This window comes from Erwinia sp. AC075 (genome assembly GCF_979253995.1).
Genome location: NZ_CEEDEU010000001.1, coordinates 2,507,611 through 2,530,559 on the forward strand (window position 1 = coordinate 2,507,611; position 22,949 = coordinate 2,530,559).

25 protein-coding genes, 1 pseudogene and 1 other annotated feature are annotated in these 22,949 nt (G+C 54.9%); of the genes and pseudogenes, 8 read left to right on the forward strand and 18 right to left on the reverse strand.

Annotated features, from left to right (window positions below; translation table 11 throughout):
• Positions 1-27: 27 nt before the first annotated feature.
• The 7 genes from AC0IXH_RS11945 to AC0IXH_RS11975 form a co-directional block, all read right to left on the reverse strand.
• Positions 28-1,332: an inosine/guanosine kinase gene (locus AC0IXH_RS11945; protein WP_013201083.1), complete on the reverse strand. Its 1,305-nt coding sequence runs from the start codon at positions 1,330-1,332 to the stop codon at positions 28-30.
• A gap of 4 nt (positions 1,333-1,336) precedes the next feature.
• Positions 1,337-2,296 (reverse strand): ferrochelatase, encoded by a 960-nt coding sequence (hemH, locus tag AC0IXH_RS11950; RefSeq protein ID WP_013201082.1) that lies wholly within the window; start codon positions 2,294-2,296, stop codon positions 1,337-1,339.
• Positions 2,297-2,413: 117 nt separating this feature from the next.
• Positions 2,414-3,058 (reverse strand): adenylate kinase, encoded by a 645-nt coding sequence (adk, locus tag AC0IXH_RS11955; protein ID WP_013201081.1) that lies wholly within the window; start codon positions 3,056-3,058, stop codon positions 2,414-2,416.
• Positions 3,059-3,151: 93 nt separating this feature from the next.
• Positions 3,152-4,054 carry a DMT family transporter gene (locus AC0IXH_RS11960; RefSeq protein ID WP_471720486.1) on the reverse strand — a complete coding sequence of 301 codons (903 nt, stop codon included), beginning with the start codon at positions 4,052-4,054 and terminating at the stop codon, positions 3,152-3,154.
• On the reverse strand, positions 4,055-4,930 hold the full coding sequence (locus tag AC0IXH_RS11965; RefSeq protein WP_013201079.1) for a DUF6024 family protein: 876 nt from the start codon (positions 4,928-4,930) through the stop codon (positions 4,055-4,057).
• A complete protein-coding gene (locus AC0IXH_RS11970) occupies positions 4,930-5,328 on the reverse strand; it encodes an NUDIX hydrolase (RefSeq protein ID WP_013201078.1) in 399 nt (132 codons plus the stop codon). The genes AC0IXH_RS11965 and AC0IXH_RS11970 overlap by 1 nt, the downstream gene beginning before the upstream one ends.
• Positions 5,329-5,383: 55 nt before the next feature.
• On the reverse strand, positions 5,384-6,094 hold the full coding sequence (locus AC0IXH_RS11975) for a hypothetical protein (protein ID WP_041691927.1): 711 nt from the start codon (positions 6,092-6,094) through the stop codon (positions 5,384-5,386).
• Positions 6,095-6,297: 203 nt separating this feature from the next.
• Between AC0IXH_RS11975 and AC0IXH_RS11980 the strand changes: the two genes are divergently transcribed.
• On the forward strand, positions 6,298-7,173 hold the full coding sequence (locus AC0IXH_RS11980; RefSeq protein ID WP_013201076.1) for a LysR substrate-binding domain-containing protein: 876 nt from the start codon (positions 6,298-6,300) through the stop codon (positions 7,171-7,173).
• Positions 7,174-7,239: 66 nt separating this feature from the next.
• On the opposite strand, the gene htpG is transcribed toward AC0IXH_RS11980, so the two are convergent.
• The 6 genes from htpG to AC0IXH_RS12010 form a co-directional block, all read right to left on the reverse strand.
• The gene (gene htpG, locus AC0IXH_RS11985) at positions 7,240-9,114 is read right to left on the reverse strand and encodes a molecular chaperone HtpG (protein WP_053141880.1); all 1,875 of its coding nucleotides are present in this window, start codon (positions 9,112-9,114) and stop codon (positions 7,240-7,242) included.
• A 98-nt stretch (positions 9,115-9,212) separates the two neighbouring features.
• Positions 9,213-9,818 carry a recombination mediator RecR gene (gene recR, locus AC0IXH_RS11990; RefSeq protein ID WP_013201074.1) on the reverse strand — a complete coding sequence of 202 codons (606 nt, stop codon included), beginning with the start codon at positions 9,816-9,818 and terminating at the stop codon, positions 9,213-9,215.
• Entirely contained in the window at positions 9,818-10,147 is a 330-nt protein-coding gene (locus AC0IXH_RS11995; protein WP_013201073.1) for a YbaB/EbfC family nucleoid-associated protein, read from the reverse strand. The genes recR and AC0IXH_RS11995 overlap by 1 nt, the downstream gene beginning before the upstream one ends.
• 53 nt (positions 10,148-10,200) lie before the next feature.
• Positions 10,201-12,135, reverse strand: a complete 1,935-nt coding sequence (dnaX, locus tag AC0IXH_RS12000) for a DNA polymerase III subunit gamma/tau (RefSeq protein WP_346566224.1) — start codon at positions 12,133-12,135, stop codon at positions 10,201-10,203.
• Positions 10,798-10,859: a sequence feature (DnaX frameshifting element), on the reverse strand. It overlaps the preceding gene by 62 nt.
• A gap of 81 nt (positions 12,136-12,216) precedes the next feature.
• Entirely contained in the window at positions 12,217-12,768 is a 552-nt protein-coding gene (gene apt, locus AC0IXH_RS12005) for an adenine phosphoribosyltransferase (RefSeq protein WP_013201071.1), read from the reverse strand.
• A gap of 154 nt (positions 12,769-12,922) precedes the next feature.
• Positions 12,923-13,300 carry a DUF454 family protein gene (locus AC0IXH_RS12010; RefSeq protein WP_013201070.1) on the reverse strand — a complete coding sequence of 126 codons (378 nt, stop codon included), beginning with the start codon at positions 13,298-13,300 and terminating at the stop codon, positions 12,923-12,925.
• A 66-nt stretch (positions 13,301-13,366) separates the two neighbouring features.
• Here AC0IXH_RS12010 and priC point away from each other — a divergent pair, with 66 nt between their 5' ends.
• Genes priC through rsmS form a run of 3 tightly spaced genes read left to right on the forward strand, consistent with a single transcriptional unit; the run spans position 13,367 to position 14,374 of the window.
• A complete protein-coding gene (gene priC, locus AC0IXH_RS12015; RefSeq protein ID WP_013201069.1) occupies positions 13,367-13,897 on the forward strand; it encodes a primosomal replication protein PriC in 531 nt (176 codons plus the stop codon).
• A 36-nt stretch (positions 13,898-13,933) separates the two neighbouring features.
• Positions 13,934-14,179: a GlsB/YeaQ/YmgE family stress response membrane protein gene (locus tag AC0IXH_RS12020; RefSeq protein ID WP_053141873.1), complete on the forward strand. Its 246-nt coding sequence runs from the start codon at positions 13,934-13,936 to the stop codon at positions 14,177-14,179.
• A gap of 30 nt (positions 14,180-14,209) precedes the next feature.
• Positions 14,210-14,374, forward strand: coding sequence for a pleiotropic regulatory protein RsmS (gene rsmS / locus AC0IXH_RS12025; protein WP_013201067.1), 165 nt, complete (start codon positions 14,210-14,212; stop codon positions 14,372-14,374).
• Here the strand turns inward: rsmS and acrR are convergent.
• Positions 14,371-15,012, reverse strand: coding sequence for a multidrug efflux transporter transcriptional repressor AcrR (gene acrR / locus AC0IXH_RS12030; protein WP_013201066.1), 642 nt, complete (start codon positions 15,010-15,012; stop codon positions 14,371-14,373). The genes rsmS and acrR overlap by 4 nt on opposite strands.
• 140 nt (positions 15,013-15,152) lie before the next feature.
• Between acrR and AC0IXH_RS12035 the strand changes: the two genes are divergently transcribed.
• The 4 genes and pseudogenes from AC0IXH_RS12035 to ykgO all read left to right on the forward strand — a co-directional run bounded on the left by AC0IXH_RS12035 (position 15,153) and on the right by ykgO (position 20,070).
• Complete coding sequence (locus AC0IXH_RS12035) at positions 15,153-16,337, forward strand: efflux RND transporter periplasmic adaptor subunit (RefSeq protein ID WP_013201065.1); 1,185 nt, start codon at positions 15,153-15,155, stop codon at positions 16,335-16,337.
• Between the two features lie 17 nt (positions 16,338-16,354).
• Positions 16,355-19,508: pseudogene (locus AC0IXH_RS12040) on the forward strand (efflux RND transporter permease subunit).
• 148 nt (positions 19,509-19,656) lie between these two features.
• The gene (locus AC0IXH_RS12045) at positions 19,657-19,920 is read left to right on the forward strand and encodes a type B 50S ribosomal protein L31 (RefSeq protein ID WP_013201063.1); all 264 of its coding nucleotides are present in this window, start codon (positions 19,657-19,659) and stop codon (positions 19,918-19,920) included.
• 9 nt (positions 19,921-19,929) lie between these two features.
• The gene (gene ykgO, locus AC0IXH_RS12050) at positions 19,930-20,070 is read left to right on the forward strand and encodes a type B 50S ribosomal protein L36 (RefSeq protein WP_013201062.1); all 141 of its coding nucleotides are present in this window, start codon (positions 19,930-19,932) and stop codon (positions 20,068-20,070) included.
• A 92-nt stretch (positions 20,071-20,162) separates the two neighbouring features.
• Here ykgO and AC0IXH_RS12055 read toward each other — a convergent pair whose 3' ends face one another.
• The 4 genes from AC0IXH_RS12055 to AC0IXH_RS12070 are packed head-to-tail and all read right to left on the reverse strand — an operon-like array spanning position 20,163 to position 22,718.
• On the reverse strand, positions 20,163-21,041 hold the full coding sequence (locus tag AC0IXH_RS12055; protein WP_346565711.1) for a metal ABC transporter substrate-binding protein: 879 nt from the start codon (positions 21,039-21,041) through the stop codon (positions 20,163-20,165).
• Positions 21,038-21,907, reverse strand: a complete 870-nt coding sequence (locus tag AC0IXH_RS12060) for a metal ABC transporter permease (protein ID WP_013201061.1) — start codon at positions 21,905-21,907, stop codon at positions 21,038-21,040. Before AC0IXH_RS12060 ends, AC0IXH_RS12055 begins: the two co-directional genes overlap by 4 nt.
• The gene (locus AC0IXH_RS12065; protein ID WP_013201060.1) at positions 21,907-22,593 is read right to left on the reverse strand and encodes a metal ABC transporter ATP-binding protein; all 687 of its coding nucleotides are present in this window, start codon (positions 22,591-22,593) and stop codon (positions 21,907-21,909) included. Before AC0IXH_RS12065 ends, AC0IXH_RS12060 begins: the two co-directional genes overlap by 1 nt.
• On the reverse strand, positions 22,593-22,718 hold the full coding sequence (locus AC0IXH_RS12070; RefSeq protein WP_258166976.1) for a hypothetical protein: 126 nt from the start codon (positions 22,716-22,718) through the stop codon (positions 22,593-22,595). Before AC0IXH_RS12070 ends, AC0IXH_RS12065 begins: the two co-directional genes overlap by 1 nt.
• Positions 22,719-22,949 lie beyond the last annotated feature (231 nt).

Genomic DNA, 22,949 nt, shown 5'->3' on the forward strand with positions numbered 1-22,949 from the left:
CGGCCAGATAGCCGGCGGGGAAAACCGTTAGCGTTCCCAGTAGGACTCTTCCAGGCTGTCCTCACGCTCCGGCAAGCCACGTGAAAGCCGGGGAGAATGCTGATTAAGCACCTGATAGCTGACGCGGTTGGCGTATTTACACACCTGGGCCAGTGACGAATAGGTCAGATAGTTGCGGCCATGCTTGCTGGAGTTGGGCACATTCAGACGGTGATAATTATTGGCGGTGATATCGTGCAGCATCGCCGCCAGCGCACCGTCTCCCGCACCGTTGGTGTTCATGATTTTCTCCGGGCCGCCCATATAAGGCGCAATGTGCGAGAAAATCTTCAACGGCTGCTCACAGTCCTGATGGCGCATCGCGCGGCTGAATTCGTACTGGTTGAATTCGGGGATCGCACCAGGCAGCAAAGGATGCTGGGTGACGCGTTTGCCCTCTTCTTCGGTATATCCCGCCATAAACAGGCCGTTTGGTCCGGCGGTACACAACACCAAATCCACCCAGTCCAGCGCCATATTCGACGCCATCAGCGGATCGCTGAGCCCGGTCAGCGCTTCCGCTTCCTCTTCATTCATCGCCAGAATCGAAACGTGTTCACGCAGGAACGCCTGCCAGAACTCGGGCTTATCGCCAATGACATATTTGGTGCCCAGCGTTAACACCACCGGCACGTTATGCTTTTTGGCAAAGCCGATCGCTTCCATCGTGGCTTCCGGCATCGGCTCGCCCGGCGCGCAGCGCACCAGATACGAGGTTAAAACCAGCGCGGAGGCACCGGCAATCACCTCTTCCGGGATGCTTTCTTTTTTCAGCTGATTCATCAGGCCGGGGCTGATGGCGAAGGTACGTTCGCCGTTTTCCCCAATCAGGGTAAAGCAGCGACCGATGGCCCCGTCGACGCCCTGCAGGTAGTTCAGGTCAGTGCGGCTGGAGGTGTTGCACAGATAGCGATAGGCATAGCTGCCAATCTGCACGTTGCGGCACATCACGCCCAGCAGCACCGAACGGTCATCCGCCAGCACCGAATAGTTGTGCAGCGTATTGCCGATGGTGCCACCCGCAAACTGATGGGTGATCAGGTTTTCCCGGGTTAACTCTGCATAGAGCGCTTCCGCCACGTCATCGGCGATGACCAGCGAGTGACCGCTGCTCAGGCCATAACGCGCCACAAAGTCATCATCGACGTTGGCTTCAATGTCCACCAGCGTCTGATCGATGCCGACGATCCAGCTGCCGGAGACCTCCTGTTCAGGCTGCGCGATTTGCAGCAGAGGATCGCGCGCGCTGACCGGGAAGTAGTGTTTAGATTTACGCTTGCCGGGAAATTTCATTCGGCTATCTCCGCCCGTTGACCAACTCAACCATCATATCGATATGCAATTCATCATCGTTCAGGGCTGGAATGTATTCAAATTTAGTGCCGCCCGCGTGGATAAAGAACTCCTTGTTCTCCTCACTGATCTCTTCCAGCGTCTCAAGGCAGTCTGAAGAGAAGCCCGGGCTCATGATCTGTACATGCTTAATGCCTTTTGCCGGCAGCGACTTCATCGTCTCATCGGTGTAAGGCATCAGCCAGGGTTCACGACCAAAGCGGGACTGGAAGGTGAGCATCGCATTCTGATCGGTCAGACCCAGCGAGGCGGTCAGCGCATCATAGGTGTCATGGCAACGTTTAGGGTAGTCATCGCCTTCATCGGCAAAGCGCTGCGGAATACCATGGAAAGACATCACCAGCAGATCGGGTTTGCCGTGGGTGGCAAAAGAGCGCTCAACGGAGGCTTTCAGCGCCGCAATATAGGCCGGATGTTCGGCATAATCGCGAATAAAGTCCACGGATGGCAAGCTGCGATAACCAGCGAAGACGCTGGTAATGCCATCCCAAACCGCGGCAACGGTTGAACAGGAGAACTGTGGATAGAGCGGCAGGACGATCAGGCGGTTAATGCCCTGCGCCATCAGGCTGTCCAGCGCGCTTTTCAGGCTGGGGTTGCCGTAACTCATGCCCAGTTCAACCGGCATATCCAGTCGGGCTGCCAGCGCAGCACGCTGCCGCTTGCTGTAAACCATCAGTGGGGAGCCTTCGTCCATCCATACCGAGGCATACAGTTTGGAGACGCGCGGAGAGCGGATCGGCAGGATCGCACCGTTAAGGATCGGCCACCACAACCAACGCGGCGTATCGACCACGCGCGGATCGCTGAGGAATTGTTTCAGGTAGCGCTTTACAGCAGGCGTGGTGGGTGCATCAGGTGTGCCTAAGTTCACCAACAGCACGCCGGGTTTATCTTGCCGCATTATTATTCCTTATCTGGGCATCTTGGGTGATGTAAACGAGACTTATTCTAGCGGAAAATGGCGGGGGGAAAACCAATTGCTGTAGTAGGAGCCAGACAAGGCCTGGCCCCTGAGAAATTAACCGAGGATTTTAGCCAGCTCTGCGCTGACTTCAGACACTTTACGGGTGCCGTCGATTTTGTGATACGCGGTGTGGCCTTCTGCGGCTTCTTTGCTGTAATAAGCAATCAGCGGAGCGGTCATCTGATGGTATTCAACCAGACGCTTACGCACGGTCTCTTCCTGATCGTCTTTACGCGTGGTCAGCTCTTCGCCGGTCACGTCATCTTTGCCTTCCACTTTTGGTGGATTGAAGTTGACGTGATAGACGCGGCCAGAAGGCGCATGAACGCGACGCCCCACAATGCGTTCAACAATCAGTTCGTCTGGTACAGCAAATTCCAGCACGTTGTCGACTTTGATACCCGCGTCCTTCATGGCATCAGCCTGAGGAATGGTGCGAGGGAAGCCGTCTAACAGGAAACCGTTGCGGCAGTCTTCCTGAGCGATACGCTCTTTGACCAGCGCAATAACCAGTTCGTCGGTGACCAGTTTACCGGCGTCCATGATCTCTTTGGCTTGTTTACCCAGTTCGCTGCCTGCTTTCACTGCTGCACGCAACATGTCACCCGTGGAGATTTGCGGAATACCGTATTTCTCCATAATGAACTGAGCCTGAGTCCCCTTACCTGCACCCGGTGCACCGAGCAGAATAATACGCATTGCGTAAATCCCCTTGCGAATCGCTTAAATGATCTATTTATCCAAGCCTAGAACCATACCATTATGGCCCTTTATCCACAAGGAACGCAGCGTCTAACCTGCGTCCGCGTAACGGGCATCCGCAACATGACGACGCGCCCAGATAGTTTGCGAAATCACCGCCGTCACGATCACGGCGCCACCAACAACTGCCTGAATTGTCGGCATTTCCCCGAGGAATACCGCCATCCATAACGGCGCCAGCGCCGTTTCCAGCAGCAGGAACAGTCCGGCATTTGCCGGGGAAACATATCGGGTGGATAAGGTGATCAAACCCATAGCCAACGGCATGATCAGCGCGCCTTCGGCCAGCGACCAGCCATATTGCGCAAAAGTCAGCGTTTTCAGACTAGCACTCAGTTCCGGGCCCATCCAAAGTGCAATCAGCAATGACGCCAGTAAGCCACCGAGAGACGGCAGTCCCACCGTGCCGCCTTTCACCCGCGACGTGAAGATAAAGGCCAGCGCCATCGACACCGCCGTAGCCAGCGCGTAGACGTTGGCGATCGCGTGATCGCCTGCCGCACGGCCAGACATCACGATGATCACCCCGACAATGCCCGCCAGCGCGGCGATCATTACGCTGCGATCGCTTTTGATCTTAAAGAACAGCCGACAGATCAACGCGGAAATAAACGGCGTCGAGGAAATAATCACCAGCACCGTCGCCACATTTCCCCGGTTCAGCGCATTAACGAAGCAGGCTGACGAGATACAGAAAAACAGCGTTGATAAGACGTTATCTTTGGTTAACCAGGGCTGGCCAAGCGTGCTGCGACTTTTCCCCCACAGCGACCACACCAGCAGACAGATCCCCCACATAAAAACGCCACGCAGCGCGACAATCGTCCATGAGTCTTCGATATTCATCAGGCGGATAAACACCGAGTCGGTGCTGAGGATAATCCCGCCCAGGATGCCGATCATATTGCCGTTCAGCGGCAGAGTCTGTTTCATTCAGGGTTGCTCCCAAAGCTGAGTCAGATCCCGTTCGACCTGGCGGCTCATATCGACGGCCTTTTTGCCGTCTCCCCTTTCCCAGCAAGAAAGCCGCAGGGTTTTCGAGTGGGCAAAGTAACTGGCACCGGCGGCTTTCACCTGCTTTTGCAGCGCGTCGCTTAACGGTGGCACGTTAAAGCAGGCAAACGGCAACGCCGGATGGCTAATCGAGGTGAAATCCATCCCGGCGATGTCTTTCAGCGCTATCTTCATCACTTTCGCCACGTTATACGGCTGCCAGCTGGCGCTGCGAATATTGCCGATCGCTTCTTCCAGCGGTTTTGCTGAGGCGGTAGATTCTTCAAACAGACGCAGTTCGCTGCGCATCAGCGTACTGAAATGCTCCGGGCGCAGGGCAATGATCGCCAAACCAACGGTCAGCGAAGCATGCTTGTGCATCGGCGCGACAAAAATCGAACTCTTTTCAATCAGCTCGCTGTGCAGGTTAGTGGCGAAACTGTGGGAGGCATCCACCACGCCTTTGCCTTTACTGTCGTCGAGGCTGTTTACCGCGCCGGTGTAAGGATTGACGTGCGTGATAATCGGCACGTTGCCCGGCCCGGTAAATTGCGACGCCGGATGATGGAACAGTTCGCTCACCGGCTGGTAATGCGCATGCTTTGCCAGGCACAGCGTGGTCTCCTGCTTATGGAACAGGTGCGACAGGATCACCAGCCCAACCCGCACGGACTGGACGAAGAAAATATCGTACTCCTGCAGCTTATACAGGCGGGAAAGCTCTTCTCTTAATTCATCTCGTTGCATACGCGCTCGCTTAAAAAATTGCTCGCCGTGAACCGTCTGTAAATGGGGTGATAAGGAGGATGCATCCATTAGTTAATCAACTCTTGCTGATAAAGCAGTGGCATAACGTTATCGCGGAAGATCGAACCCACCGCGATTTCACAAGGTGGCCTGCGGTAGTTAACCCAGGCAATTTCTTCAATTTCCGATCCGGCGCGCGGCTGGCCGGCGATCTCCACGTGATAAACGTGGTTCTCAATGGCCGTGGCCTCAAACTCCGCCAGGCCGTGAAACAGGCCAAAAGGCCGGAACGCTTTCACCTGCACACCCAGCTCTTCCTGCAGTTCGCGCTTCAGGCAGGCCAGATGATCTTCCCCGGCCAGCGGCTTGCCGCCAGGCGAGATAAAGGTGCTGGTCCCCCGCTTGCGGGTCAGCAACAAGGAACGCTGCCAGATGATAATGGCCGCACATTTCACGATAATTTTCATATCAGGCTCCGAAAAAGGACGTAACCCGAAGGTTACGTCGCATAAAGAGACCGTATCAGGCAGCGGCACTGGTCGTTTTACCCAGCAGCTGGGTGGTCAGGGTTTCGCCTGACAGGAAACGCACAATGTTGAGGGCCAGCGGGGTTTTGTCTTTCAGATATGCGAGGATCACTTCATCGCTTGGGGTGGAGAAGCTGTCAGCAAAGATGCTGATGCCTTCCAGCGATTTGGTGGAAATCCCGAGCTGCAGCAGGCGATATTTCACGTCATCCGCTGACTGTGCGAATTCATAGATCGGCGACTGATAGTTGATATCAAACTGCGCCATCATCTCCATCAGGAACGATTTCGCCACCTGCCGCTGCTCCGGGAACTCCATCTGATAATGGGTGATGCCATCGTTAATGGTGTTGATGTCGTTACGTCGACAGAAATCCACCAGATGGGCATGGATTGCCAGTTTCTCGCCCAATAACACCAGGTTTTTCCGGTATTTGAGGATATCGTCTTCCAGGTGTTCAATGGCGATGGAGCGGAATGCCCCGCTGATATCCGCCACCGTATGGTCAACCACCAAATCGCCAAAGCGGTTTTTCAGCTCATCAACCCGGTGCGATAAAATGCCACGATGCAGTGAACATCCACTGTTTCCTGACCAAAGATGCACAGGGATACCCTGTAACATCAGATAACACGCTGCCAGTGTGCTATCACGTCCACCGGTAAACATTACAAGCTGTGTTTTTACGGAATGCTGTGTTGTCATTTTCCTTTCCTTCACGTCGCTGTTGTATGTAATCGTGGGTTAATCCGGGGAGAGATGGCCGCCTCATGCGCTGCAGTTAAGAGCCTGCAGCTTTGTTTTCGGGCAGACCTCCCTGTCTGCGAAATCAGATTAGGTAAAACCGACTGGACTTTAAAATGATATAAACAGACACTTGCTGTTAGTTTTTCTCACAGAGCACTCTTATGTCAGGACTCCCCTCACTGCGCGCCCTGCGCTATTTTCATCAGGCCGCACTGCATCAGAATTTCAGTCTGGCGGCGCAGTCGCTGAGCGTGACCCACAGTGCGGTCAGCCATCAGATAAAACTGCTGGAAGAGTGGTTAGGGAAGCCGTTGTTTTTGCGGGCGAATGGTCGGGTACAGCTGACCTCTGACGGCGAGCGGCTGAAAGTTTGCTGTATGCACACCTTCCGTGAGATCGAAACCACCTGTGAGAAGATCCGCGCCAGAAACCTGAACAGCCTTACCGTCTCCTGCGCACCCAGCTTCCTCGCGCAGTGGCTGATCCCGAGGATTAGCCGGTTTACCGAGCGTCACAAAGATATTGCGCTGACGTTCCAGACCCATGTGGATATTGAGCGGGTGCGCAACGAGCAGTCCGACCTGCTGATCCTCAGCCATGAACAGCTGGTGCAGGACGATATTGCCGCCACGCTTATCACCGTCGATTATATCGGCCCGGTCTGCGCGCCCTCGTTCAGCAACCGCTTTACCTATGAAACGGACTTCTCTACCCTGCCGCTGCTGCACGCGGATACCAAGCTGCACGCCTGGGCTGAATGGGCGAAGAAAACCGGCGCACGGGGCGATTTCTGGGCAGGAAAGCACTTTGATAATCTGACGCTGGCGATCCAGGCAGCCCGCAACGGGTTGGGGATTATTATGACGCCGCAGATCTTGGTGAAAAAAGAGATCCGTGAGGGATCGCTGATCGCGCCGCTGGGCTTTGCCGAGGTCGACAGGGCAACCTGGATGATGGTTAAGGCGTCACGCAAGGAAGAGCGGGAGATCGAACTGTTTCGCCGCTGGCTGTTAGAAGAAGCGGCCATGGTGGGATAGAACGGCAGAAAAGAAAAAGGGGCGAATCGCTTCGCCCCCTGGTGATGACAGTGCCAGTAGGATGCCTTACGCCAGCAGCAGCTGGTTCATGCGGCGGATAAACTGGTTGGGATCTTCCAGCGTGCCGCGTTCAGCCAGCATCGCCTGATCGAGCAGCAGCTCAACCCACTCCGCAAAGTGCGTATCGTCCTGCGTCTCCGCCGTGCGTTTCACCAGCGCATGGTCCGGGTTCAGCTCAAACAGATACTTCACTTCCGGCACGGCCTGGCCCGCAGCGGCAAACAGCTTCGCCATCTGGGTGCTCATGTCGTTGGCTTCAGTGGTAACGATAGCCGGCGTGTCGGTCAGACGGTGCGTCAGACGCACTTCCTTCACGCGATCGCCCAGCAGCGTTTTCACGCGCTCAACAAACGGCTCTAGCGCCTTTTCGGCTTCTTTCTGCTCTTCGCTCTCTTCGTCGGCCAGCTTGCTCAGATCCTGATCGTCTTTGCTGACGGACTGGAACTGTTTGCCATCGAACTCGGTGAGGTAGCTCATCATCCACTCATCGATACGATCGGAGAGCAACAGCACTTCGATACCTTTTTTGCGGAACAGCTCCAGGTGCGGGCTGCTCTTCGCGGCGGCATAGCTGTCGGCCGTGATGTAGTAAATCTTGTCCTGACCTTCGACCATGCGGCTGACGTAATCTTCCAGCGACACCTTCTGCGCAGAACCTTCGCTGCTGGTGCTGGCGAAACGCAGCAGTTTAGCGATGGTTTCGCCATTGGCGCTGTCTTCAGCCGGGCCTTCTTTCAACACCAGACCGAATTGCTGCCAGAACTGCTGATATTTCTCTTCGTCGTCCTTCGCCACTTTCTCCAGCATCTGCAGCGCACGCTTGCTCAGCGCGTTGCGCAGGTTTTGGGTAATGCGGCTGTCCTGCAGGATCTCACGGGAGACGTTCAGCGGCAGATCGCTGGAATCTATCAGGCCGCGCACAAAGCGCAGATAGTTCGGCATAAACTGCTCGGCGTCATCCATGATGAATACGCGCTGCACGTACAGTTTCAGGCCGTGCTTGTGGTCGCGATTCCACATATCAAACGGCGCCTGGGTTGGGATATACAGCAGGCTGGTATATTCCTGCTTCCCTTCCACGCGGTTGTGGCTCCAGGTCAGGGGATCGGCGTAGTCATGAGAAACGTGCTTGTAAAACTCTTTGTATTCGTCTTCGCTGACTTCCGACTTGTTACGCGTCCACAGCGCCTGGGCTTTGTTGATCTTTTCCCAGCTGGTGGTGTCGTCTTCTTCGTTGTGGCTTTCGATTTCTACCGGCAACGCGATGTGGTCAGAATATTTGCTGATGATGCTGCGCACACGCCAGGCATCAAGGAACTCGTCTTCACCTTCACGCAGATGCAGGGTGATTTCCGTGCCACGGTCTTCTTTAGTGATATCGGCCAGGGTGTATTCGCCCTCACCGGCCGATTCCCAGAACACGCCCTCGTCAGCGGTTGCACCAGCCGCACGCGTGCGCACGGTGACCTTGTCCGCCACGATAAATGCCGAGTAGAAACCAACACCGAACTGACCGATCAGCTGGCTGTCTTTCGCCTGGTCGGAACCCATCGATTCAAGGAAAGATTTGGTGCCTGATTTGGCAATGGTGCCCAGGTTTTCAATGACTTCGTCACGCGTCATACCGATGCCGTTATCGCTCAGCGTCAGCGTGCGGTTGTCCTTATCAACGGAAACCCGTACGCGCAAGTCGCCATCGCCCTGATAGAGATCCGGCGTGGATAGCGCGCGGAAACGCAGCTTGTCAGCGGCATCAGATGCGTTGGAGATCAGCTCGCGCAGGAAGATTTCTTTGTTTGAATAGAGGGAATGGATCATCAGGTGCAGAAGCTGTTTTACCTCTGACTGGAAGCCACGCGTCTCTTGTCCTTTCATGGTCATTGCTACCTCAACTAATACGGATGGATATACGTTGAGAAGTAGAGTGGGGGCAAACAACAGGATTTCAAGCAGGCACGACGGATCGTGCCGTTGAATGGTTAGAATCTAATCTTGTGGCGTCCGGCCAGAGAGTGCGACAGCGTGGTGCCATCGACCATTTCCAGCTCACCACCGACCGGCACGCCGTGGGCGATGCGGCTGGCGTCAACGCCATACTGCCCGCACATTTCAGCGATGTAGTTGGCGGTTGCCTCCCCTTCCACAGTGGGGTTGGTGGCGAGGATAACTTCCTGAATAGACTCTTTTTCCAGCCGTTGCTCCAGCCGATCCAGACCAATGTCATTGGGACCAATGCCATCGAGCGGTGAAAGGTGGCCCATCAGCACAAAGTAGCGGCCGGCAAATTGCCCGGTCTGCTCAATGGCATGAATATCGGCCGGGCTTTCCACGATGCAAATCAGACCATTTTGCTGACGACGTGGATTAGCGCAGATGGTGCAGATTTCCTGCTCGGTAAAGGTCCGGCAGTCGGAACAATGACCAATTTCAGACATCGCACGCGTCAACGCCTGAGCCAGACGCATACCGCCACTGCGATCGCGCTGCAAAAGCTGAAAAGCCATACGCTGGGCCGATTTCGGCCCAACGCCTGGCAGGCAGCGCAGCGACTCCATCAAACTTTCAAGGAGCGGGCTGGTCTGCATCAGAACGGCATCTTGAAGCCAGGTGGCAACTGCATACCGTTAGACACACCGGCCATTTTCTCTTTCTGCACTTCCGCAATGCGACGTGCCGCATCGTTGAAGGCTGCAGCAACCAGATCTTCCAGCATGTCTTTGTCATCGTCGAACAGGCTTGGATCGACTTCAACACGACGGCAGTTATGTGCACCGTTGATGGTGACTTTCACCAGGCCTGCGCCTGATTCACCGGTGACTTCCATTGCCGCGATCTCTTCCTGAACCTGGCCCATCTTGTCTTGCATTTGCTGGGCCTGTTTCATCAGGTTACCCAGTCCGCCTTTTCCAAACATAGTTTTTCTCTCTCAGATCGGGCCGCATACCGCCAAAGCGATAATGCAGCGTTTCAAAGGGGGCGAATGCTCTCTTCATCCACGTCTGCATCGAAGAACCGACGCAGCGTCTGAATATGATTATCCGCAATAATCGACTGACGCGCCTGCGCCAGTTTCTCTTCGTAAATCGCCTGACGCCATTCCAGCGGCGTTAACACCGCGGGATTATCATCTTCTACCAGTGTCAGTTCAACCGGCTGACCGGAGACGGCACTTAATGCTTCCGTCAGCACCTTCTGCGCTGAGGGGGAATTCAGGTGGCGCTGGCTGGAGCGAAGGTGCAGGCAAATGCCGCTCTCCGTCTGCTCTTTCCAGGCGTTCAGCGCCATTTGCTGCACCAGCTTCGGTAACGTCAACTGCGCAATCTCTGCCGCCCAGGCGTCCCGCAACAGCGATTCTGCGGCCAGTTTGGCCATCAGCTCCGGGGTTTTCTCATGCTCCAGTGCGGTGCGCAACGCTTTTGGCGTGGCAACCGGCTCGGGGATCGCGTCTTCCTGCGTCTGCGCCTTCCAGCGATACGCCTCTTCTTTTACCGGCGCGGCGGGTTCAGCGGCAAGCTGCCGCTTCTGGCCGCGCTCGGTAACTGAAGCCAACCGCTCCAGTGCCGAACTTGCCGGCCGCGCACGTTGCGCTGCCGGCTCATCCTTTTTTGGTTTGGTCGCTCCCTGTTGGCGCATCAACTGTGTTCGCGCCAGCAGCAGCTGGTTGGTCGTATCGGGCATGTTCCCCGGCGCTTCCGCGTCCTGCACGGTATGGGCAGGCGTGGTGGCCGCCGGTGGCGTTGGCGTTGCCGCCTGTGGTGCCACAGGTTGGGCCTGCGGCATCATGGACGGACGCGCGACCGGCTCCGCAATCACCTGTTTAGGGTGAAAAGCCAGCGCACGCAGCAGCGTCATTTCCACGCCCATGCGGCGATCCGGGGCCAGCGGCAGCTCTTTGCGGCCCACCAGCAGCGTCTGATAATAGAGCTGCACATCGGGCGGTGGCAGCACGCGGGCCAGTTCACGCAGGCGCTGTTCAACGGCGGCGTAATCATCACCCAGCGCCGAAGGCAGCAGCTGGATCATCGCCACGCGGTGCAGCAAGGTCAGCATTTCAACCAGCAGCGCTTCCCACTCCACGCCACGGGAAGCCGCCTGATTCAGCAGCGACATCACCTGCTCGCCTTCCGCATTGACCAGCGCTTCGATCAGCGCCAGCGGCTGTTCATCATCCAGCGTGCCGAGCATGGCGTTGACCGTCACGGTGGTGACCTGTCCCTGCCCCATGGCAATCGCCTGATCGGCCAGGCTCAGCGCATCACGCATGCTGCCATCAGCCGCACGGGCTAATAGCTGGAGCGAACGCGGCTCAGCCTCAATTTTTTCTTCCTGCAGCACATGCTGAAGCTGACCGCGGATCTGTTCGACATCCAGTGCTTTCAGATGGAACTGCAGGCAGCGCGACAGAATCGTCACCGGCAGCTTTTGCGGATCGGTGGTCGCCAGCAGGAATTTGACGTGCTCAGGCGGCTCTTCCAGCGTCTTTAACAGCGCATTGAAGCTGTGACGGGAAAGCATGTGCACTTCATCAATCAGGTAAACTTTGAAGCGGCCACGCGCAGGGGCGTACTGGACGTTATCCAGCAGGTCTCGCGTGTCTTCAACTTTGGTACGTGAGGCGGCATCAATCTCAATCAGATCAACGAAACGCCCCTGTTCGATTTCACGACAGTTATCACACTGACCACACGGGGTCGCCGTAATGCCGGTTTCGCAATTCAGTCCTTTCGCCAACAGGCGGGCAATAGTGGTCTTTCCCACACCTCGGGTGCCGGAAAACAGATAAGCGTGATGGATGCGGCCGAGCGACAGGCCATTAGCCAGCGCTGTCAGGACATGCTCCTGACCGACGACATCAGTAAACGCTTGTGGACGCCACTTGCGGGCCAGTACCTGATAGCTCATTAATTCGCGGGATGTGTTGAGTGAACCGGAGGGTAATGCTAACACAGCCCCACCTTTACGGCGAGGCTGAAGGTTGCGGGATCAGTGCCCGGGGAAGTTAACGAGGCTGAAGGAGTCGATCCCCATCGCCTTCAGGCGGGCTTCACCGCTCAGGTCGAACAGATTGATAATGAAAGCGGCATCTTTCACTTCGCCACCGGCACGGCGGATCAGTTTCACCGTTGCTTCGATGGTGCCACCGGTCGCCAGCAAATCGTCGACCATCAGCACGGTATCGCCAGGGCCGATGGCATCGCAATGCAGTTCCAGCTGGTCGGTGCCGTATTCCAGCTCATAGCTTTCGGCGAAAGTTTTACGGGGCAGTTTGCCCGGCTTACGCACGGGAACAAAGCCCACACCCAGACCTAACGCCACCGGCGCGCCGAACAGGAAGCCACGGGCTTCAGTGCCGACCACTTTGGTGATCCCCTTGTCACGATAGCGTTCAACCAACAGTTCAATACTGAGTGCAAACGCGGTGGGATCTTCCAGCAGGCTGGTCACGTCACGAAACAGAATGCCCGGCTTAGGGTAATCCGGGATGCTTTTGATACTGTTTTTAAGGAATTCAAGCTGCTGAGCAGTCGCGGTCATAGTGTTATGCCTGGTAAATACAAATCTGACTCGCGCAGCTTCATCTGCACTGACACTCTGTCACAGGGCAAAAAGAGAACGTCAGGGGAAGCTACGCACGAAAACGACCAAATCTATGCAAACCGTCGGGCAATTGCAACCATACACCGCAAAATCACGGCTTTTCTTGCGGATCCTCAACAACCGGGAGCCTGAGCATAAAGAGGATCAGGATGCAGAGCAGACAGACTAACAATAGCCGCACCCAGAGAATGTTGACCAGCCACAGAGAAACCGCAAAGGTGATGACGGTAAACACCACCATGCGCCCTTTCGCTTTGGGCGGCAGCGCCCGGTGCTTCTGCCAGTGGCGTAAGTAAGGGCCAAACAGCGAACGGTGCAGCAACCAGTGGTGGAAGCGTGGAGAGGATCGGGCAAAGCACCAGGCCGCCAGTAACAGAAAGGGCGTAGTCGGTAATAACGGTAAAATTACGCCAAGTGTCGCCAGCGCCATCGCTAACCAGCCAATAATCAGTAGAATGATCCGCTTCATTGCTCTACATCCCTCCCTCACACGAGGTGAGACTAGCATAATCAGGGCAATGCCTGGAGATCGAAGATGAAAAGTGCCCTTATGCTGGAGCAGTTAGCCTCCCGGCTGGAGCAGCTGGCTGAAGCCGTCGAGCCTCACCGCAATAAACGGACGCCCAAAGCGCGTTTTGATGCCCAGTTATTTCATTCTCACAGCACCCGGTTGGGAGATTATTTGCTGGAGATCAGGGAGAGCCTGAAAATGCTCAACCAGAGCGTTGCCGACCAGCGCACCGAGCGTGTGGCCTGGCTGGCCGAGCGCGTGGTGCTGCAAATCAGCGCCTTGCAACGGGAGCTGGCCACGCAGACCTTGCGTAAAGGCGAAGCCGTTGCTGAACCGGTCAGTGAGAACCTCTACGAAAAGTTGGCGAAACATCAGGATTACGAACGGCGGCTGCGGGATATGATTACCGATCGCGAAAGTCAGCTGGCGAAATGCGAAACGCTGGTCCAACAGCAAAACCTGCAGCGGGAAATTGCGGCGCAGGAAGGACGTCTGCAACGTTGCCTGCAAGCCACTAAGCGTATCGAGCGCGCCATTGAAAAGCGTGAACACTAGCTATACTTGGATAAAATTTCATTCTGGGTAGAAAAGATGGGACTTCTTTCGTGGATTATCATCGGCTTGCTGGTCGGTTTTTTAACCCGGCGCTTTTTCCCCGGCCGGCCAGGCGGGCTGATCCCAACGCTGGTGCTGGCGGTGGTTGGTGCGCTGATCGGCGGCTACGTCGGGGTGTTCTTTAACTACGGCACGCTGTCAGAAATCGAGCCACGCGCGCTGCTGATCGCCATCGCTGGCGCGCTGTTGATGGTTCTGTTGGTAAAAAAACTGCGTATTTAATGCCTTATTCGGCTATCAGAGGAAATTGCTATGTCACTGGAAAATGCGCCTGCAGAAGTTAAGCTGGCGGTGGATCTGATCATGCTGCTGGAAGAGAATGCTATCGCGCCGCAAACGGTATTGGCCGCGCTGGCGATGGTGCAGAAAGATTTTGAAGCCAAATTAGCGACTGAACAGCCGGCTGAAAAAGGTTAATGCGCCCGGGTCCGCAGCGCTGGACTGTGCAGAAGCATGTCGATCAATACCTCCACCAGCTGTGGCGCATCGGCTGCTAAATCAAAGCTTTCCGGCATAAATAGCCAGTTTTCCATAATCCCGGTGATGTAAGCTCGCATCACGACCGCGGTGCGTCGGGTGTCGAGTTCAACAGGAAGTTGCCCAGCTTCAATGCACTGACGGAGGACCTCTTCAATCTTCTCGTAACACTCAAGATACAGAGTTTGTTGCATCATCTGTAAAGTGGTCATTTCACCCACAAACTCACATTTATGAAAAATAATTTCCAGAAGTGAGCGTCTGCGCTGGTCCCTTGCCGTGGCTTCAAGGACATAGGTAATCATTGCACGCATAACGGAGAGTGGATCGGAAGGGTATTTTAATTGATACTCAAGCTCTAAGTCTTCCAGTCCTGATTCGGACTGTGCCCAGATTTCATTTAGCAAGTCAGCTTTGTTTTTGAAATGCCAGTAAATTGCACCACGCGTCACGCCAGCCGCAGTCGCGATATCGGCCAGTGATGTTTTGGATACGCCATGCTCGGAAAATCTGCCAATTGCCGCATCAATGATGTGATTTCGCGTTTCTAACGCCTGTTGTTTGGTTTTTCGTGCCATAGGGTGACTTTTACAAAAGGGTGCACTTACATACATTTGCGAATGTATGTAACATACCACGACCATAATTTAAACGCAGCAATGGGTTTATGGGTTTGTGATCCATTGAACAATCGAAATCGGATACTCGAGGTTTATTTATGAACAAAAACAGAGGGTTAACGCCTCTGGCGGCCGTTCTGATGCTTTCAGGCAGCATTATGCTGACAGGATGTGATAACAAAGAAGCGCAGCAGGCCGGACAGCAAAAACCACCCGAAGTGGGTGTTGTAACGCTTAAAAACGCGCCATTGCAGATCACCACCGACCTTCCAGGTCGCACCTCATCATTCCGTATTGCAGAAGTTCGCCCACAGGTTTCGGGCATTATTTTGAAACGTAATTTCGTGGAAGGGAGCGACATTAAGGCAGGACAATCTCTTTACCAGATCGATCCCGCAACCTATCAGGCGGCGTATGACAGTGCCAAAGGCGATTTAGCGCAGGCTGTGGCCAACGCGCAAATTGCTGCGGTGACCGTTAAACGTTATCAGCCGCTGCTGGGTACCAAGTACATCAGTCAGCAGGATTACGACACGGCGAAAGCCACCGAAAGTCAGACGGCAGCTGCCGTTCAGGCTGCGAAAGCCAACGTTGAAACCGCGCGTATTAATCTGGCCTACACCAAAGTGACCTCCCCTATCAGTGGTCGCATTGGGAAATCTTCCGTCACGGAAGGTGCACTGGTTCAGAGCGCGCAAACCACCGCACTGGCTACCGTGCAACAGCTTGATCCTATCTATGTAGACGTCACACAGTCGAGTGAAGACTTTATGCGCCTGCGTGATGAACTGAACTCCGGCAAGCTGCAGCAGGCTAACGGCAAGGCTCAGGTCAAACTTCTTCTGCAAAATGGTAGCGAATACGCTCAGGGCGGAACATTAGAATTCTCTGATGTCACCGTTGATGAGACAACGGGCTCCATCACGCTGCGTGCCGTGTTCCCTAACCCGGACCACTCACTGCTGCCAGGAATGTTTGTTCGTGCCCGTCTGGAAGAGGGAACCAACCCAAGCGCGCTGTTAGTGCCTCAGCAGGCGGTTACTCGTACGCCAACGGGCCAGGCATCGGCGATGGTGATTGGTGCAGATAATAAAGTAGAAGTCCGCACTCTGACGGCTGAGCAGGCTATCGGCGATAAATGGCTGGTGACCAGTGGTCTGAAAGAAGGCGATAAGGTGATTACCGTTGGATTGCAGAGAGCCAAACCTGGCGCTCAGGTTACTCCACAGGAAGTCACTGCAGATGAAGCCAAACAGGCTGGATCTGAACAACCTAAGTCTTAAACAGGAGCCGCTGATACATGGCTAAGTTCTTTATCGATCGCCCCATTTTTGCGTGGGTAATCGCCATCATCATCATGCTGATGGGCGTGCTGTCGATTCTAAAACTGCCGATTGAGCAATATCCTAATGTTGCTCCGCCGGCCGTTCAGATTCGCGCTGTTTACCCTGGTGCCGATGCGAAAACACTGCAGGACTCCGTCACGCAGGTTATTGAACAAAACATGAATGGTATCGATGGCCTGATGTACATGTCATCGAACAGTGATTCTTCCGGTACGTTGCAGTTAACTCTGACCTTCCAGTCAGGGACCGACCCGGATATCGCGCAGGTTCAGGTGCAGAACAAACTGCAGCTGGCGACACCATTACTGCCACAAGAAGTGCAGCAGCAGGGGATCCAGGTTCAGAAATCCTCCAGCAGCTTCCTGATGGTGGCCGGTTTTGTGAGTAAAGATGGCAGCATGAATCAGAATGATATTTCTGACTATGTGGCCTCTAACATCAAGGATCCAATCAGTCGTACGCTGGGTGTCGGCGATACGCAGATCTTCGGTGCGCAGTATGCGATGCGTATCTGGATGGATCCGCACAAGCTGAATAACTATCAGCTGACCCCGGTAGATGTGATTAGCGCCATTGACTCACAGAACTCCCAGGTCGCTGCAGGTCAGCTCGGCGGCTCTCCACCGGTGCCAGGCCAGCAGCTGAACGCCTCGATCATTGCTCAGACCCGTCTGACCTCGACCGATGAGTTCGGCAAGATCCTGCTGAAAGTGAATGCGGATGGTTCGCGTGTTCTGCTGAAAGATGTGGCACGCATTGAGCTCGGCGGTGAAAACTACGAGATCATTGCGCGCTATAACGGCAAGCCTGCGTCCGGTATCGGTATCAAACTGGCGACCGGCGCTAACGCCCTGGACACCGCGGCAGCCGTTAAGGATGAGCTGAAAAAGCTGGAACCGTTCTTCCCGTCAGGGATGGAAACCGTCTATCCGTACGACACCACGCCGTTTGTTAAAATCTCCATCATTGAAGTGGTGAAAACCCTGATTGAGGCGATTGTGCTGGTGTTTATCGTGATGTATCTGTTCCTGCAGAACTTCCGTGCCACGCTGATCCCGACTATCGCCGTTCCGGTGGTTCTGTTGGGAACTTTCGCCATTATTAGTGCTTTCGGTTATTCGATAAACACCCTAACGATGTTCGGGATGGTGTTGGCGATAGGCCTGTTGGTAGATGATGCCATCGTCGTGGTCGAGAACGTCGAACGCGTGATGGTTGAAGAGGGCCTACCGCCGAAAGAAGCGACCAAGAAGTCAATGGAGCAGATCCAGGGTGCCCTGGTGGGTATCGCGCTGGTGCTGTCTGCGGTATTTATCCCGATGGCCTTCTTTGGCGGCTCGACCGGGGTTATCTACCGTCAGTTCTCGATCACTATCGTCTCGGCAATGGTGCTGTCGGTAATTGTTGCCCTGGTGCTGACGCCAGCACTGTGCGCAACGATGCTGAAGCCGGTTAAGAAAGGCGACCACGGTAAAACCACCGGATTCTTCGGCTGGTTCAACCGTATGTTCGATAAGAGCACCAACCACTATACCAACAGCGTGGGTCATATCATCCGTAGCACAGGTCGCTATCTGGTGATTTACCTGCTGATCGTGGTGGGCATGGCGTACCTGTTCATTCAGCTTCCGACCTCCTTCCTGCCGGAAGAAGACCAGGGCCTGCTGTTGGCACAGGCACAGTTACCTGCGGGCGCGACTCAGGAACGTACTGAGAAAGTTCTCGACCAGGTGACTGACTACTTCCTGACCAAGGAAAAAGACAACGTTAAATCCGTCTTTACCGTTAACGGCTTTGGTTTTGCGGGACGTGGTCAGAACACCGGTATCGCCTTCGTCAGCCTTAAACCGTGGGACGAGCGTTCAGGTGCAGCGAACAAAGTTGACGGGATTGCCGGACGTGCCATGAAGGCGTTCAGCGAAATCAAAGATGCCATGGTTATTCCGTTTAACCTGCCGGCGATTATCGAATTGGGTAACGCCACCGGCTTCGACTTTGAACTGATTGACCAGGGTAACCTGGGGCACGATGCGCTGACTCAGGCCCGTAATCAGCTGTTGGGCATGGTTGCCAAGCATCCTGATGTGTTGGTTGGCGTGCGCCCGAACGGACTGGAAGATACACCACAGTACAAGCTGATGATTGATCAGGAGAAAGCAGAAGCCCTCGGCGTCTCAATCTCTGACATCAACACCACGCTGGGTGCATCGTGGGGCGGATCTTACGTCAACGACTTCATCGACCGCGGTCGTGTGAAGAAAGTGTACGTAATGGGTGAAGCGGATTCCCGTATGTTACCGGACGACATCAACAAATGGTTCGTCCGTAACTCTAGTGGAACCATGGTGCCGTTCTCCGCCTTCGCATCTGCCAAATGGCAGTATGGTTCGCCACGACTGGAACGCTACAACGGTCTGCCTTCAATGGAGATCCTGGGGCAACCGGCACCGGGCAAGAGCTCGGGTGAAGCGATGGGCCTGATGGAGCAAATCGCTTCTCAGCTCCCTTCAGGGATCGGCTATGACTGGACGGGAATGTCGTATCAGGAACGTTTGTCTGGTAACCAGGCACCGGCTCTGTACGCCATCTCGTTAATTGTGGTCTTCCTCTGTCTGGCGGCCTTGTACGAGAGCTGGTCGATTCCATTCTCGGTGATGCTGGTGGTCCCGCTTGGGGTTATTGGGGCACTGATCTTTACCACCGTTCGCGGACTCAGTAATGACGTCTACTTCGTGGTAGGCCTGCTGACAACCATTGGGCTGTCGGCGAAGAATGCGATATTAATCGTAGAATTCGCCAAGGACCTTATGGAGAAGGAAGGCAAAGGTCTGGTCGAATCGACGCTTGAAGCCGTTCGTATGCGTCTGCGTCCAGATCCTGATGACCTCGCTGGCCTTTATCCTCGGCGTATTGCCACTGACGATCAGTACCGGTGCAGGTTCCGGTGCGCAGAATGCGGTGGGTACCGGGGTAATGGGCGGCATGGTGACCGCAACGCTGTTCGCTATCTTCTTCGTGCCGGTCTTCTTTGTGGTGGTTCGCCGCCGCTTCGGCAAGAACAAAGAAGAGCTGGAACAGGGTCATCCTGTAGAGCACAACCCGCACTAATCAGCATTTGATTGCTGTACTGAGAGGCCGCTAATGCGGCCTCTTTTTTTTGCCCTTCTCCCCTGCCTCTCTTTTCCAGTTGCAATTCGCTCAGCGCACGCGCATAATTATTGTTATGTTATAACATTACTTATTTGAGTGAGGATTTATGAAACAAGGTATTCATCCGGCTTACCGCACCGTGGCGTTCCACGATACCAGCGCAGACACCTACTTCGTGGTCGGTTCAACCATCAAAACCGATCGCACTATCGAGCTGGAGGGCAAAGTGCTGCCTTACGTCCCGCTGGACGTCTCTTCAGCGTCTCATGCTTATTACACCGGTAAGCAGAAAGACTTTGCCAAAGAAGGCAGCGCGCATCGCTTTAATCAGCGCTTTGGTCGCTTCTTTACTTCATCTTTAGATAAATAAGGCGTCATCATGCAGGTATTAAGCTCGCTGGCGTCGGCCAAGAAACGCCATAAAGACTGCAAAGTTGTCCGCCGTCATGGTCGTGTCTACGTTATCTGTAAAAGTAACCCGCGCTTTAAAGCGGTTCAGGGTGGCAAGAAAAAGCGCTGATCTGTTCAGCACTGAAAAAGCGGGCCGCAATCATTGTGGCCCGCTTTTTTTATCGCTGAAACGGACGGCCAGCATGCTGACCGTCAGCATCACTATTTCATACTGGCAACCATCGCGTTGACGTTATGCTTAAAGGCAGCGACATAGGTATCTGCCGCGCCACCTTTTTTAGTCAACGCTTCCGGGTAAAGTTCACCACCCGACTGCGCACCGGAGGCAGAAGCAATCTGCTTCACCAGGCGGGGATCGGTCTGGTTCTCGATAAAGTAGCTGCGAATATGCTCGGTTTTAAGCTGGGTGATCAGTTTTGCCACGTCTGATGCACTGGCTTCAGACTCGGTAGAGAAGCCCACCGGTGACAGGAAACTGACGCCATAACGCTGACCAAAATAGCCAAATGCATCATGGCTGGTCAGCACTTTGCGTTTAGCCTGCGGGATTGCCGCAAAGCTTTTCGCCGCCCAACTGTCCAGTTTGGTTAACTGGGCAATATAGGCCGATCCCTGCTGACGGAAATAGGCCGCATCCTCTGGATCGGCGGCTATCAACGCGTTCATCACATTGTTGGCGTACACCACGCCATTCTTCATGCTGTTCCAGGCATGCGGATCGGTAATGGTTTTACCGTCTTCTTCCATTGAGCGGGTCTCAATCCCCTCAGAGGAGACGATCACCTTACCTTTATATTCCGACGCGCTAATCAGGCGATCCATCCACCCTTCCAGCCCGAGGCCACTGACGAAAACCACATCTGCTTTTGCCAGCGCCTGGCTGTCCTGAGGCGTCGGTTCAAAGCTGTGCGGGTCGCCATCCGGCCCGACCAGACTTTTCACCTTAACGTGTTCGCCGCCCACTTCTTTCACGATGTCTGCCAGAACCGAGAAACTGGCAACGGTGTTGACCGTTTTAGCCATCACCATTGGGGTGAGTAAAATCCCCGCCACTGCCAGCGCTACAGGTAACTTCTTCATACTTTCTCCTTACCAACTGAAAACGGGCGCTGACGGAAAATTCCGCCGCACGGCCCCACTAAAATCGAGATAAAAAACAGGATCGCGGCACTTAACACCACCGCCGGACCGGCAGGCAGTGACAGGTAGAAGGAGGCAATGAGCCCGCTGAAGCTGGCTATCAGCGCGAGGATCATCGCTGACACCATCATGCCCGGCAGTCCTTTGCCCCAGAAACGGGCCGCGGCTGCCGGTAGCATCATCAGGCCGACGCACATCAGGGTGCCCAACACCTGGAAACCCGCCACCAGATTGGTGACGACCAGCATCAGAAACAGACTGTGGACCAGCGGCGCCGTCCAGCGGTTCTGCGCGCGCAGAAAACCAGGGTCAAAGGCGTCGATTACCAGCGGGCGGTAAATCAGCGCCAGCACTAATAAAGAAACAGCCGAAATGACGCAGACCAGCAGGATTGAGGGGTTATCTACCGCTAACAGCGATCCGAACAGCACATGCAACAGATCCACGCTGGAGCCGCGCAAGGAGACCAACGTCACCCCCAGCGCCAGCGAGCCAAGGTAAAAGCCGGCAAAGCTGGCATCTTCTTTTAGCGGCGTATAGCGGCTGACCGCGCCAGACAACAACGCAACAGAAAGCCCGGCAATCACGCCTCCGGTTCCCATCGCCACCAGAGACAAGCCCGATATCAGATAGCCAATCGCCGCGCCCGGTAAGACGGCGTGTGACAGTGCGTCACCCACCAGGCTCATTCTGCGCAGCAGCAAAAAGACGCCTAAGGGCGTGGCGCTGAGGGAAAGCGCAATGCAGGCCACCAGAGCACGGCGCATAAAGCCGAATTCAATAAAAGGATGGAACATCGCCAGCATCATGATGCTCCCAGGCTGCGGTTAAAATTCAGCTGGGTAACGGCTGAGCCGGAACCGGACCATTCAGCGTGGCTGCTTTTAAGCCGCAGCGTTTGCGGGAAGTATTTTTCAACGGTGGCCATATCGTGCAGCACGACAATCAGCGTACAGCCAGCCTGATGCCGTTCCTGAAGCAGCTGCAATAATAGCGCGGTAGTCTGGCTGTCGACGCCAGCGAAAGGCTCATCCAGCATCAGCAGGTCCGCATCCTGCACCAGCAGACGGGCAAACAGCACGCGCTGCAACTGCCCACCCGATAAGGTACCGGGTTGGGCGGTGGCAAACTGCAGCATTCCTACCCGGTCCAGCGCGGTCATCACCTGATTGCGCATCGTGCGATTAATCGCGCCGAACCAGCCACACTTTTGCCAGCAGCCCATCGCCACCAAATCAAATACGTGGAGTGGAAAGGTCTTCTCAATTTCTGATTGCTGTGGCATCCAGGCGAGACTTGTCCGCGGCGCTGGCAAGCTCAACGATCCGCTTACCGGACGCAACAGACCGGCCAGGGTTTTCAGCAGCGTGGATTTGCCAGAGCCATTGGCCCCCACCAGCGCGGTCATCGAACCGCGAGCAAACTCCCCTTGCAGAGCCGGCGTCACCGCGCGCCCCTGATAACCTACCGTCAGTTGATTAAGGGTAATCATCAGGCAACAGCCCAATAAGTTAACGCAGCCAGTAACACGACCACCGCAGCAGACAACAGCAGGCGCACCAGCGCTGAGTGGGTAAGTAAGGTGCCGTAGCGAAGAAAGACAGGAAGAGAGGACATCGATTGCGACCTTCATTATGTTATAACATAACAATATCATACAATCTCTGGCTCTGGCGGGTTCAGACAAAGTGTATCTAATTATTACTTAAATAATGCCTTCCATTACCCAGGGTTATATAAACTTTTTTCAACTTCTTTAGTTTTACTGTCGCGGGACATGACATTATCTACTAAGATAATTAATAGCCAAATCATTAAGATAGTTTAGAAGACACTAAAGGCACTTGC

What these genes read in the sequence shown, in the direction of transcription:
- AC0IXH_RS11945 (WP_013201083.1), bottom strand. Translation starts at nt 1,332, where the DNA reads ATGAAATTTCCCGGCAAGCGTAAATCTAAACACTACTTCCCGGTCAGC.
- hemH (WP_013201082.1), bottom strand. Translation starts at nt 2,296, where the DNA reads ATGCGGCAAGATAAACCCGGCGTGCTGTTGGTGAACTTAGGCACACCT.
- adk (WP_013201081.1), bottom strand. Translation starts at nt 3,058, where the DNA reads ATGCGTATTATTCTGCTCGGTGCACCGGGTGCAGGTAAGGGGACTCAG.
- AC0IXH_RS11960 (WP_471720486.1), bottom strand. Translation starts at nt 4,054, where the DNA reads ATGAAACAGACTCTGCCGCTGAACGGCAATATGATCGGCATCCTGGGC.
- AC0IXH_RS11965 (WP_013201079.1), bottom strand. Translation starts at nt 4,930, where the DNA reads ATGGATGCATCCTCCTTATCACCCCATTTACAGACGGTTCACGGCGAG.
- AC0IXH_RS11970 (WP_013201078.1), bottom strand. Translation starts at nt 5,328, where the DNA reads ATGAAAATTATCGTGAAATGTGCGGCCATTATCATCTGGCAGCGTTCC.
- AC0IXH_RS11975 (WP_041691927.1), bottom strand. Translation starts at nt 6,094, where the DNA reads ATGACAACACAGCATTCCGTAAAAACACAGCTTGTAATGTTTACCGGT.
- AC0IXH_RS11980 (WP_013201076.1), top strand. Translation starts at nt 6,298, where the DNA reads ATGTCAGGACTCCCCTCACTGCGCGCCCTGCGCTATTTTCATCAGGCC.
- htpG (WP_053141880.1), bottom strand. Translation starts at nt 9,114, where the DNA reads ATGACCATGAAAGGACAAGAGACGCGTGGCTTCCAGTCAGAGGTAAAA.
- recR (WP_013201074.1), bottom strand. Translation starts at nt 9,818, where the DNA reads ATGCAGACCAGCCCGCTCCTTGAAAGTTTGATGGAGTCGCTGCGCTGC.
- AC0IXH_RS11995 (WP_013201073.1), bottom strand. Translation starts at nt 10,147, where the DNA reads ATGTTTGGAAAAGGCGGACTGGGTAACCTGATGAAACAGGCCCAGCAA.
- dnaX (WP_346566224.1), bottom strand. Translation starts at nt 12,135, where the DNA reads ATGAGCTATCAGGTACTGGCCCGCAAGTGGCGTCCACAAGCGTTTACT.
- apt (WP_013201071.1), bottom strand. Translation starts at nt 12,768, where the DNA reads ATGACCGCGACTGCTCAGCAGCTTGAATTCCTTAAAAACAGTATCAAA.
- AC0IXH_RS12010 (WP_013201070.1), bottom strand. Translation starts at nt 13,300, where the DNA reads ATGAAGCGGATCATTCTACTGATTATTGGCTGGTTAGCGATGGCGCTG.
- priC (WP_013201069.1), top strand. Translation starts at nt 13,367, where the DNA reads ATGAAAAGTGCCCTTATGCTGGAGCAGTTAGCCTCCCGGCTGGAGCAG.
- AC0IXH_RS12020 (WP_053141873.1), top strand. Translation starts at nt 13,934, where the DNA reads ATGGGACTTCTTTCGTGGATTATCATCGGCTTGCTGGTCGGTTTTTTA.
- rsmS (WP_013201067.1), top strand. Translation starts at nt 14,210, where the DNA reads ATGTCACTGGAAAATGCGCCTGCAGAAGTTAAGCTGGCGGTGGATCTG.
- acrR (WP_013201066.1), bottom strand. Translation starts at nt 15,012, where the DNA reads ATGGCACGAAAAACCAAACAACAGGCGTTAGAAACGCGAAATCACATC.
- AC0IXH_RS12035 (WP_013201065.1), top strand. Translation starts at nt 15,153, where the DNA reads ATGAACAAAAACAGAGGGTTAACGCCTCTGGCGGCCGTTCTGATGCTT.
- AC0IXH_RS12045 (WP_013201063.1), top strand. Translation starts at nt 19,657, where the DNA reads ATGAAACAAGGTATTCATCCGGCTTACCGCACCGTGGCGTTCCACGAT.
- ykgO (WP_013201062.1), top strand. Translation starts at nt 19,930, where the DNA reads ATGCAGGTATTAAGCTCGCTGGCGTCGGCCAAGAAACGCCATAAAGAC.
- AC0IXH_RS12055 (WP_346565711.1), bottom strand. Translation starts at nt 21,041, where the DNA reads ATGAAGAAGTTACCTGTAGCGCTGGCAGTGGCGGGGATTTTACTCACC.
- AC0IXH_RS12060 (WP_013201061.1), bottom strand. Translation starts at nt 21,907, where the DNA reads ATGCTGGCGATGTTCCATCCTTTTATTGAATTCGGCTTTATGCGCCGT.
- AC0IXH_RS12065 (WP_013201060.1), bottom strand. Translation starts at nt 22,593, where the DNA reads ATGATTACCCTTAATCAACTGACGGTAGGTTATCAGGGGCGCGCGGTG.
- AC0IXH_RS12070 (WP_258166976.1), bottom strand. Translation starts at nt 22,718, where the DNA reads ATGTCCTCTCTTCCTGTCTTTCTTCGCTACGGCACCTTACTTACCCAC.